Here is an 11,570-nt window from a genome sequence, read left to right as displayed (position 1 = left end):
AGCAGTAGGTGATGTAGCCCGCGAAGGTGTTGGTGACAGGCACGTCCTTGAAGGGAGCGGTGCCGGCGCTCAGCGCCTCAGCGGTGGTGGGGCCCAGGATCAGGTTGCAGATGATCTTGGCAGCAGCCCCGCGGGTCAGGACTCCATCGGGACGGAAGGAATCGTCGCTGTAGCCATCGACGATGCCGAGAGCAGAAATCACATCTACAGCTTCCTTGTAGGTGATCTCACCGTCATCCGCGAAGTCCTCGGCGCCGGCGCTGACGGTGACCAGAGACATGGTCATCACCAGAGCAAGCACCAGTGAAAGAAATTTCTTCATTTGGATTTCTCCTCCTTATAAAAAATTTGCAGGGACTTTTGGAGTCCGTCCTCCGGGCCGGTGTATATGCGCCGGGGCTGTCTCCTCCCGTAGCTCCGGCCCGGAACGGACCACAGAAGTTCCTTTCTGCGCCATCACTTTACCCCAGGAGAATGCTGCTGTCTACGATTTGCCGGGTTTTGTTAACGAACCGAAATAATTTGCATATTCCATCAGATATTTGTTATAACACATTTGTAACCAAACAAAAAATTTCGTTTTTTAACCGTTTTAATGCGCTCCTTATTGGGTTGAATCGATTTGATATAGGCTGCCAGACGCCACTGTGAACGATTGAGAGTCTTTGAGATAATATCGCTGGGCAATGCGCACTAATTTTCCGGACTCGACTTCCCGTTTCAATAAAATGCCACACTGCTTCGTACCGATGTGGAGGATGTCGGCCAAGTCCTGTCTGCAGGCAAAGCCCTCTGTTTTTAGATAATTGTAGATAGTCTCGCTCTGTTGCTCCGGCGGAACAACAGAACCAGGCAGGTAATATTTGCACCCTACCCGAATGAGAAGTCGTTTATTTACCATTCTGTGCAGCCGCTGGTAGGCGGAATATTTAGAGAGGCCAAGCAGTTCCATTACTTCTTTGCGCGTAACAGGGCCATCCTGTTTGATCTTTCCAAGGACAGCCTGGCTCCATCTGTTCTCACCTCGGGCAAGCCACAGGTCTCGTAACGTCCAAGTTTCCATACCGCCGCGGATCAGTGCCGTTCTGACAATGCGGGATAGGCGATAGATGTCCAAGGGCCTTTTAGCTTCAGCAGAAAGCAAGACATGGGGATCCCCCGCCCGGATTTTATATCTCTTTTTCAAGAGCTGAGAGACTGCGGTGGTCATGGGAATGTCGCCTTCCGGCAGCCAGAGCACATTTCGATCAAAATCCACTTGGTCCCAGGTCAGAAACACAATAGTGGTGGCTGAAAGGCCCATGCTCCAGGTGAGCCACAGAGCCAAGCCTGCAGGAGTATCCTTTTCTGCCTGCAGGATCTTCCAAAGTCTGAATTCATCGATTTCATCGGATTTATCAATGTGTTTGGGTCCGGCTTTTCCATCCGGCAGATGCTGCGCAAAGTGCAGCTGCAGTGACCGGATCTCCGTACCAGTAATTCGAGCCACATAGGCCCAATCATATCGCTCCAACTGCCGAATTACATAGTCATGACGCAGATCGATCAGCCGCACCTCCGTCTGCCCTCCCTCATCCAAAGCCTTACGGACTATGCGTGAAATTGCCTGGGGCTGCATTTGCTTGTGATAACGGTCAGACCAGACTACATAGTTGTTTGCAGGATCTCCAATGACAAATGTCCATCGTTTATGTACGGTGCGCAGATAGTCGGCCAGCGTTTCACCAATGGGAACGGTCCGGTCTGGTAGATGAATCTGGAAGCTTTCAAAATCGACCTGATCCCAGGTCAGGTTTGTGATTTCGTCGCGCAGCAGCCCTACCTGCCACGCAAGGCGCAGGACCACACCAGCAACATCGACGGTGTGGATGTTCAAAAGCCGTTCCATCGTTGCCTCATCTGGCCGATTTACAAGATATTCCTGCATATGCCCCTCCTGTGCCCTGATTTCTCCATCTGGCGCAAAATAAAACCAATATGGGCGATCATTCATCGGCGGCCGGCTTATTCGTCACAGAATCAACATTCCATCCCGTGCCCAACTGACTCAGATCGAGAAACCCGGTGGAAAAAGCGCAAAAAAAGAGCCCGTGCGGGGAGCACGGGCATGAAAAATGGCACAAGGATTCAAGCCGGATAAAATTTGACGTTTTTCCGGCTCTGTTCTGCTGCCCAAAGGGGCGAATCCCTCTTGCAGGCAGGTGTCCTTTGTGGTAAAATTTATTTATAAATATGTAGAACAGGTTATTTTTTTGCGATCATCTTGTCGGAATGTTGATTCTGAGATTATGACACAAGCCCCAGCCGGTCCAGTGCTCTCTGGTGCTCCGAGCCGGAGGTCACCAGGTAGATGCGGGTAGTCTCAATGCTGCTGTGCCCCAGCAGGTCCGCCAACTTGACGATGTCCCGACAGACCCGGTAAAAGACTGTGGCGAACAGGTGTCGCAGGTTATGGGGAAACACCTTGCTTGGCTCCACACAAGCGTGCTTGCACAGCCCTTTCAGTTCTGCCCAGATCTGACGGCGGCTCAGCTCTCTTCCGCTTCTGGTGCGAAAGATCGCGCCAGAGGCGATCTTTTGTTTCTGCGCGTATTTCAGTAGCTTGCGGCGGAGCTTTCCCGGCAGCAGGATGGTGCGGATCTTGCCCTTGAGGGATATCTCCGCCTTGCCCTGACGAATGGCTTCCACTGTGACATATTTTACTTCGCTGACCCGGATACCCGTGGCTCCGATGGTCTCCACCAGCAGCCCCAGTCGGTCCCGCCCAAGCTGATAGGCCGTGTTCAAAAGCCGCTGGTAATCGTCTTTAGTCAGTTCCCGGTCAGCGTCCCGAAATAGCCGACGCTGAACCTTCAGGAATTTTACCCGGCAGTCGTTGAGGCCAAGGAATTCCAGCAGACTGTTTAAAGCGGAGAGCATGGCGTTGATAGAGGTGGGCGCGTAGTGTTGCTCTACCAGGTGGTTTTTCCACTCCGCGGTCAGCTCCTTGCTGATCTTCTGCCCGTTTGCCCAAGCAGCGAACGCCCGAATGTCCCGGAGATACTTTTCCAGGGTAGCTTCGCTCTTCTCCTCCAGCTTGAGGTGCTGGGCATATCCCTGAATTTGATACCCTGTGAGTCCTTGTTCTGACATAACAATGAATCCCCCTCGACTTTGCATATCGATATTGTACAGGAAAGGCGGAAATAACGAAGCCCACAGCGGCTATTACCGCTGTGGGCTTCATTCCCATTGCGCCGTAAAGATAGGATTGCCACCGGTGCCTGGGAGATATGCGAGTTTTCAGCTTTTCTTTTCATAATTATCTGGTGCTCCATTGTGTTAGCGCGACTTTGCCTGCGGGAAACGGCGGGGTTCCGCCACGCACTCACTGATCCAGCACCGTCCCGCAGCGCCGACAGATTAGGTATTTCAGCCGGTTTCCCAACACTCTATGGTATTTGAGGGCCTCTCCATGCTGCCAGCCCAGCCCCATGTCATCGCTGCCACAGTAGCGGCACTGACGGATGGGCAGTTGGTTTGTGGTCATGTGTATCCTCCCTTATCCGCAACACACCATACCACAGAAACAATATAGCCACAGGAAACGCGTTTTGTTATCAAAACATTCACAATTTTAGGAACTGCGCAAATTGGCTCAAAAATAGGCCAATATTCCCGAGGTGACCCCCGCGGGTGCACCTCCGAACTCCTTGATTTCAGCAGGCTTGCAGAATTTCTTCTTCCATTCCGGCCGCCTGTGATGCCCGCCTCTGAAAGCCCGCAATCCGTTGCCCCGCCCTGCTTTGCGGGTCGGTGTGATCGGCTGGAAGGGTGCTTGCGACCACCTGCCTTTATCCTGCACTAAAATCGACCGCTCGATTCTCCCACACTTTTGGGTCCGAGAGGACCAGACACTCGGGGCACACTGCTTGCACACCGCGTCCTCCATCTTGCGCGGGGCGTGTACCCTACCGGCACCGCCATCGCCGCACACAGCAGCACACAGGTTCTGCAGCGGCGCGGTCATGCGCTCTGCTCCTTATCAGGTGGCACGAACTTCACACCGGACTTCTCCGCCTGCCGCTACGCTTGCTATTGAGCAGCTGCCTGCTTCAGCGCAGACATCTGTCGACTGTGGAACTTGGTTAATTGCGTTTCGGAGGCCGTTCTGGTAAACTGAACAGAATATCAGGCTGTGTTTTCCGAAACGCAGCGGCCGCCGGACTGTTGCAGCAGTTTGACGGCTTTCCTTTTCAGCGGCCAAGTTCCTTGACTTCTTTTCTTCTGAATTGATTTTCGCTTCGTGACCGCTGATCCACAAGAAGAATTGCAAAAGCCGATGGGCCAGTCGTGATGACTGACCCATCGCTTTTGCATTGATTATGGCATCGCAGCCTATGCCCGTTCACAGCAAATTGGATTACATGGCTGTTCCCTCACTTCAAGAGACTCGTCCACTTCTCCCCGTCGGAGGAGCCTCTGTACGCATGAGCATTGGTGGCCTCCATGATCTGGTCATAGGCCCAGCAGCTTGCAGGCACGTCAGAGAACTTGTGCAGTTCGTCGGCGTGAGTGTCCACAAAGTCCGTATCCGCTGTCCGGCCCAGCATCCGGTTCACAATGGTAGTCACCTCAGCACGTGTGATGGTGTTGTTGGGCCGGAAGGAGCCGTCTGTGTAACCGCCGATCCAGCCGTACTTGATCGCGCCTACCACCTGGTCATAGAACCAGTCGTCCGCCTTGACATCAGTGAAGATATTGGCCCCGCTGGTATCCAGCTTGCCAAAGCGCATGGCGATGACCGTGAACTCCGCACGGGTAATCTGGCGCTCAGGCGCGAACTGGTTATTACCGATGCCGTTTACGATGCCCAGGGAGGCCAGCGTATTGACAGCAGCAGCATACCATGCGTCAGCCGGGACGTCGCTGAACTGCACCGTAATGGGTACATCCTTCTCCAGCAGAAGCCTGTAAAACATCTGAGCAACCTGAGCACGGGTCATATTGTCGTCCGGTCCAAAGTTTCCGTCCGCATAGCCGGACAGGTAGGCTATATGGTCATGGGTGTTCAGCCAGCGGGAAACGCCGGTGTCGTCGGGAGTGAGGCCCGTCTTGCCCCACTGGGCGTAGAGATGGGCACTGGAGCCGCTGACCCGGTAAGTGTCCCCGGGGGCGTAGTCCCTGCCGCTGCCGTCCTCTTCGGTGTTCCAGCAGAGGAATTCATAGCCGGCCCGGACGGGAAGCAGTTTCATGTCCCCGTAGTCCCGCACCTTCATGGTGCTGCTGCTCTGGGTCTGGTAGAAACGCTTGTCGGCGCCGAAATTGGAATGGTAGTACAGGGTGTAGTCATCATCTTCATTATCGTCGGTGCCCGCAGCGGTCTCTGTGAAGGTAACGTGGATGGTGTGGTTTTCCCTTACCTCTTCAAAGGTATAAGAGTCCCGGACCCGGACGCTGTCTCCGTCCACCTGGATGTGGTTGATCTCATAGTCGCGGTCAGGGTCAAACTCAAAGCGCTGGCCTCCGCCGTCCGAAACGAACACATTCCCTTTCGGGTCGATGGAGCCGCCGCTTCCAGAGGTGGCTTTGATGGTCCAGTAGGAGGGTTCATCAGGCATGCCGTCTTGGTCCTCATCTGTGCCGAAGTAGGCCACCACTGCGCTGTCCTCCTGAATATCCTCCAGGGTCCAAATGTCGGTAAAGGTGTTCTCCAGGTCGTTATTGGCGTAGACCACGTCGCTATTGACGGTGATGTAGTCCAGGGCGTAGCCGTCCTCGGCGTCTATGGTGAACTCCACATTCTCTCCGGCGTTTACAGTCTTGCTGGTCGGGTCGATGGAGCCGCCCTCACCTTCTACGCGGGCAGTGACGGTGTACTGGGTCTCGGTGACATCCGGCTCGCCGTTGCCGTCCTCGTCATAGCTCCAGGCAGCCCAGACCTCCTTGTCCTCATCCATGGCAACAGAGGTCACGGTGTTGGGGGCGGTGTCGTTACCACTGTAAATTTTTGCACTGTCGTCCTCGGTCATCCAGCCGATGAAGAGGACGGGGACAGATGTACCGTCTAAATCGACTGAATCATGGGTAGGCGCTTTATCCGTCAACTGATATGTTCCAGAGAGATCCTTGACCTCAAGGGTGTCGCTGCCATCGTCAAACGCGCCGCCGTTGGCGTGGTAGGTCAGGGTATAGGCGGCCTCCGGTTCGTTGGTGTCAGGCACACCGTTGCCGTCCTTGTCCTCGCCAAAGGTGACAAAAATCGTGTGATCCTCCGTCACATTGGAGAAGGTGTAGGAGGTCCATTTTTCGGCCACACCGGTGGGGAGGGAGCCGCCGTTATTGGTGAGGACCTGTTCGCCCGCTTCGCCCGCGTCAATGGTGATGGTGTCCACGGCGCAACTGCTGTCGGCGTTGATGGTGAAGGTGGCGCTTCCTCCATCGGACACATAGGCTTCTTCAGGATTGATGGAGCCGTTGGATCCAGCGGTGGCAGTGATGTGGTGGTCATCTTCGGTGACATCAGCCATGCCGTCGTTATCCTCGTCCAGGCCCCACACTGCGTAGACCGTCATGTTGCCGCTGATGGTCAGGCGCGTGCAGGTTTGGGGCAGAGTATCACCGCGCATATAGACCGCTTCGCTGTTGTCTGTCTGGGTCCAGCCGATGAACAGTACATCATGGCCGCCATCCTGGGCGTGGGTGGGCTTGAAATCATCGGTGGTCTTCAGTCTGTGGCTGTCGCTGTCGTTCAGGCCGCGCTCCATCTTTTCGGTCGTGTCCTCACTGCCGAAATATCCGCCGTTGGCGTCATAGGCCAGGGTGCGCTCGTACTTGTCCGGGATACCGTTACTGTCCTCATCATCCGCAAAGGTGACGGTGATGGCGTAGTTGGACTGGACATCCTCCAGGATAAGGGTGTCGCTGGCATAGCCGGGAATGCTTTGCTCCCCGTCGTTGTGATAGGTGCTGGTTTCCACTGTGGAATCGTCGATACTCTTCTTCACAATGGTGACGGTATCCAGGGCGTAGTTTTCCTCGGGAGTGATGGTAAATGCGGCGTCCATCCCGGCGATAACATGGAGGGACGAGGGCATGATAGAACCGTTGCCTCCATCAACAGAAGCGGTGATGATATAGGCCTCATCCCGCACATCCGGTTTGCCATCGCCGTCGGTGTCATAGCCCCATACGGCGTAGACGGCCTTATCCCCCGAAGAGACATCCACCGTGGTAACGAGGATGTTGGAATCATAGTTGTCATCCAAGCCGTAAATGGTGTCGCTAACGGTCAGAGACCAGCCCACAAAGGCCACCTTTATACTGTTATCATCCGCATGGGTAGGCTTGAACGCGGCGGTGGTATTCAGCTTGTAGTTGGGCTGCGCCGGGACCCTCTCGGTTTTGGTTGTTCCGGTGGAAGGATCACTACCGAACATGCCACCGTTGGCGTTATAGGTCACGGTGCGCTTGGTCTCGTTGACATCCGCTGTCCCATCATTGTCGGTGTCGTAGCCCCAGACAGCATGCAGGGTGGTATTTTGGGAGATCGTGTATTGGCTGCCAGCGCTGTAAACCATGCTTGGGTCGAGCGTGTCCTCCACACCGTAGATTTTGTCTACGGCTGTCTCGGTCCAACCTATAAAAACGGCTTTTTTGCCCGCTTCATTCAGCGTAATGGTGGGGATCATAGAGGAAAGCGTGATCTCGCCGCCGGTAACAGTCGCGTTGCCGGGGATATTAGCGGCCTGCCCCCAACGCTCCGCGTTTGCATGATAAGAGAGTGTATAACTGCTCGCTGCAGGATCATAGGCATAAGTGATGGTCAGGGAGGCTTGGGGGACAGTCTGCCCCTGAACATACCGGATCAGGCCGTGAGATTGATAGGCAAATTCGCTGTCGCCGTTGGTGTAGGAGGGGGTGTACCCTGCGGGAGAGGCCTCCGTGATCTGATAGGCCGTGCCCACAGGCAGGCCGGAGATGGTAGCTGTCTGCCCGGCCTTCAGCTTGAAGGTTCCGCCGTTCCAGATACTATTACCACTGTTGGAATCGATCGTGATGGAATAATCTCCTTCCAGCGGATCCACAGTGCCTACGTCGCTGGAACTGGCGTTGTACAGGCCGAGGGTATAGGTAAATTCCTGATCTGGGTCCGCGTTGGTTATGTCCTCTGTTACCTTGACCGTCAGCGTCCCGGTGGGGGTCGCTTCGGTGCGCAGGCCGTTGTTGCCCAGGTAGACGGTGACCGTGGTATCGTCCACAGTATAGACCGGATGGCGGTAGTGGGCGGCGGTGCTAGTTACATTGTCGGTCTTGGCGGCGGTGCCGTCGGACACACGGCTCAGCTTGGCGGAGCCTGCTTTAATGTATAGGCCGCCGGCGTCTCCATCTGTGTGACCGATGAGCGCCTGGGGGTTAAGCACCAGATGGTAATCGGTGAGCAGGTCGGCCTCAAGTTCGCCCTCGTCCCCTGTGTTTTTCGCTTGATAATACCGGTGTTCATAGAAGAAGGCGGCGCCGCGGCCTGTATGCGCACTCGTGGCGCGCACGATGTTGTAGACTGTGCCATCGATTGACACGCCGCCGCTTGTTGTGATCTCCTCTGGGGATATGACGGAGAGCTGATCCAAATGATCTTTTGCCTGAGCATCCGTCAAAAGATGCTGGTTGCCGCCTGAAACATTGTCCACCAGCACATACAGGGGGGTATCCTCGGTGTAGTGGTAGAAGGCGTTGGAATCGGCGGGGGTAAAGACGGCGGTGGCGGTGCCGTACTGAGTGTCACCGGTGCCGGCGGCATCCCAGGCGTTGCTGTAGAAGCTGGTGGTGCCGTCTTTGGAGTGGGCGATCAGGTAGTCGTTGTCGTTCTGATCGAATGTGACAGCATCATCCCGGTCCACCGAGTAGAACAGGCGGATGGGGTAGGCCTCACGGGTCTGCTGGATGGTGTGGGTGGTCTCACCCAGAGCGTCGGTGGTGCTCTTGGCGGTGACGGTGCGCAGGGGGATCAGGCTGGCCGGGACCTTCCAGGTGAGGATCTGGGTGTCCCCGTCTGTTGTGACGGTCAGCTGCAGATCGGCCAAGTCGGCCTCTCCGTAGATCTCGTTGCCCTCCACGGTGCCGGTAAAGGTGTAGGTAGCACCGTTGTCGTTTGTTGTGGCCTTGAACGCCTGGCCGGCATAGAGCACGGTGGGGGTGCCCACCACCTTCATATAGGTACCCAGTTCATCGGTAAAGGTGATGAAGCCGTTCTTACCACCGGTGCCCTCCGCGCCCTCAGGGGTCTCAGTGGGAGAGGTGGGGGCCTGAGTGGCAATGTCGTTTGCGATCTCATCAAAGATTTTCTTCCAGGCGTCTGCGTTGTCTACGTCCGTTACCTCGTAGTACGCGTCATTGTAGGCAAGGCTGGTGACGGAGGCCGGGAAGCCTGAGAAGGTGACATAGTCAGCGCGGCTCAACCCTTCGCCATATCTCATAATTTCAACGCTGTTGTTCTGCTTGTAGGTGCTGAAATAAGCGTTAAAATCGTTGGCGTGCGGATTGGAGGATAGCTGCTCCTTCGGGTTCAGACAGAGCCGGGCCAAGTCGGGGGCGTCTGCGGTGGCCGGATCTACGCCGATGGTGATAAATGCCCCCTTGTGGGTATAGTGATCGGCGACCAGGTCCTTTACATAGGCGGCAGTCATCATCATGGCGAAAGACTGGGCGTGGCGGGATTCATCACTACCCGCACCATCTCCAAATACATATTTTTCGATATTATTACTGGTATCCGTCGGGGGAGCGGTCACCCGGGTATCGCCGTCCTTCGGCTCGCCCTCAGAGAGCAGGATGATCTGGGGTGCCCGGTCGACCTGGGTCCCGCCCACCCTCACGGTGGTGTCGGCATTGAGCAGCTCCTGTGCGCCCAGATAAATACCGGACTGGGTGTATTTGTCGGTGCCGGAATTCCGCCGATCGATATCAAATGTACTCTCAACGGAATTTGCATTGCTGTTGATCCCGCAAGCGGTTACTCTGCCGCCGGTTCCTGAATTTGGAGCATAATCAAAATAGGCAGTTTGCGTCCCATTCTGATAGTGATCCAGAGGCAGCAGCACAGAGGCGTGGTCGGAATATCCGATCACCGCGACCCGGTTGTTAGGATTTGCGGCCATCAGGGTGCGGATGGCGGACTCTGTCGCGGTCAGCATGGCTTGCGCTTTCGTATCCGGGTCTCCCATTTTCGGAGACATATCCAGAATCAGTACGGTGTCGATGGGGACAGTGGAGGTATCCACGATGGTGGCCGCCGAGCCCAGGCCGGACAGGGCCACCAGAAAGTCGGCGTCAGCATCTTTCTTCACTGTGTTGGCATCCAGTCCATCTACGGGGGTGCCGGGCAATGTAATATCCTCCGTGGACACAGACTTGTCCGTCCAAATGCGTCCGATGTCCTTGGTGGTCAGGTATGCGTTTTCGCCTACGCCGAACAGGTCCTCCCAGTCGGTGTAGGTGGTCTTGTCCGCAGCGACCGGGGCGGGGTCTGGGCCTGTGGCCAGCGCCGCAGTAGGTAGTAGCCCCGTGAGCAGACAGAGCATCATCAGAATTGCTAAGATCCGTTTTTTCACTTCTCATTCCTCCTATTGTGTTTTTGTTCCGGGCCGGGAGTTGGCTGACCGGCCCTGTTTTTTATTCCATCTCCGCCAGCATCCGCCGGTAGCACTCCTGCCGCTCTGGACGGACTTTCCCGGCGCAGACGGGGCAGCCACATTTCTGCGGCCCCGCTCTGGAATAAACGATGGCTTTCCAGATATGCCCGCTGGGACACTCCCACCACGCCGTTTTATGGCTCCCCGCCGTCACCTGCTCCGGGGTGAGGGCGCCGTTGAGAGCGGGGTGCCACTGGGCGGCCACCTCTGGGGCCAGCGTCTTTAGATCGTTGAAGCCGGGCAGGGCCTGATGCCCTGTGCAGTAAGGGCACCCACTGCCGTGCTGAGTACGGGCAGCCACGGACGCCTGCCACGCATGGCCCAGCGCATCCCGCCACCACACCCGGCGGTTGCTGTACGGGGAGATAGCGTCCGGTGTCAGGCTCCCGTTCTTCTCCATATCCCACTGGGCGGCGATAGCAGGGAACTGACTTTCCAAATCGTTTTCTCCGGCGATTACCAGCTTCCCCGCGCAGACAGGGCAGCCCGCCCCGCCGGAGGTCCGGGAGCTGATCTTTGCCTGCCATACGTGCCCTTTGGTACACAGCCACCAGACCTTGCGGGAGTTTCCGGCTACCACGTTCCGGGGCGTCAGATCACTGTTTTTCGTAGGATGCCACTGCTTCGCCAGCTCCGGGTGGGTGGTGGCAAGATCGTTGATCCCTTGCAGCAGGACCCGGTCAGCACAGATGGGACAGCCGCAACCGCCCAGCGTGCGGGATTTAACGATGGCCTGCCACTGGTGGCCCTGTTCGCAGACCCACCATGCCTTGAAGTGGCTCCCCACGGTGACGCGCTCCGGTATTATGGGCAGGTTTTTGGTAGGGTGCCATTGTTCCAGCAGGTCCGGCCGCTGGGAGGCCAGATCGTTTTCCCCCGGCCACGCCTGCTTTCCGGCGC

General features: G+C 56.3%; 6 protein-coding genes. All 6 read right to left on the bottom strand.

All coding sequences use genetic code 11. The annotated features are described in order from the left end of the window. Positions 1-322, bottom strand: a 322-nt coding sequence (locus tag HMPREF1546_RS12885; protein WP_021752016.1) for an S-layer homology domain-containing protein, incomplete at its 3' end; no start/stop codon positions are given. Between the two features lie 282 nt (positions 323-604). Then, on the bottom strand, positions 605-1,927 hold the full coding sequence (locus HMPREF1546_RS12880; protein WP_036630703.1) for a tyrosine-type recombinase/integrase: 1,323 nt from the start codon (positions 1,925-1,927) through the stop codon (positions 605-607). 359 nt (positions 1,928-2,286) lie between these two features. Continuing rightward, the gene (locus HMPREF1546_RS12875) at positions 2,287-3,132 is read right to left on the bottom strand and encodes a tyrosine-type recombinase/integrase (protein ID WP_036630705.1); all 846 of its coding nucleotides are present in this window, start codon (positions 3,130-3,132) and stop codon (positions 2,287-2,289) included. Between the two features lie 235 nt (positions 3,133-3,367). After that, complete coding sequence (locus HMPREF1546_RS19265) at positions 3,368-3,529, bottom strand: hypothetical protein (protein WP_021749980.1); 162 nt, start codon at positions 3,527-3,529, stop codon at positions 3,368-3,370. Positions 3,530-4,418: 889 nt separating this feature from the next. Then, positions 4,419-10,589, bottom strand: coding sequence for an S-layer homology domain-containing protein (locus tag HMPREF1546_RS12865; RefSeq protein WP_036630708.1), 6,171 nt, complete (start codon positions 10,587-10,589; stop codon positions 4,419-4,421). Between the two features lie 61 nt (positions 10,590-10,650). Continuing rightward, positions 10,651-11,570: zinc-ribbon domain-containing protein (locus HMPREF1546_RS12860; protein ID WP_021752015.1), on the bottom strand; the 920-nt coding region annotated here is incomplete at its 5' end.

The sequence above is a fragment of the Oscillibacter sp. KLE 1745 genome (assembly GCF_000469445.2).
In the GTDB taxonomy this organism is placed as follows: domain Bacteria; phylum Bacillota; class Clostridia; order Oscillospirales; family Oscillospiraceae; genus Oscillibacter; species Oscillibacter welbionis.
This window is presented reverse-complemented; position numbering and strand designations above follow the sequence as displayed.

Bases quoted from the DNA above. Each gene is read 5' to 3' on its own strand.
- HMPREF1546_RS12875 (WP_036630705.1), bottom strand. From the start codon at position 3,132: ATGTCAGAACAAGGACTCACAGGGTATCAAATTCAGGGATATGCCCAG.
- HMPREF1546_RS19265 (WP_021749980.1), bottom strand. From the start codon at position 3,529: ATGACCACAAACCAACTGCCCATCCGTCAGTGCCGCTACTGTGGCAGC.
- HMPREF1546_RS12880 (WP_036630703.1), bottom strand. From the start codon at position 1,927: ATGCAGGAATATCTTGTAAATCGGCCAGATGAGGCAACGATGGAACGG.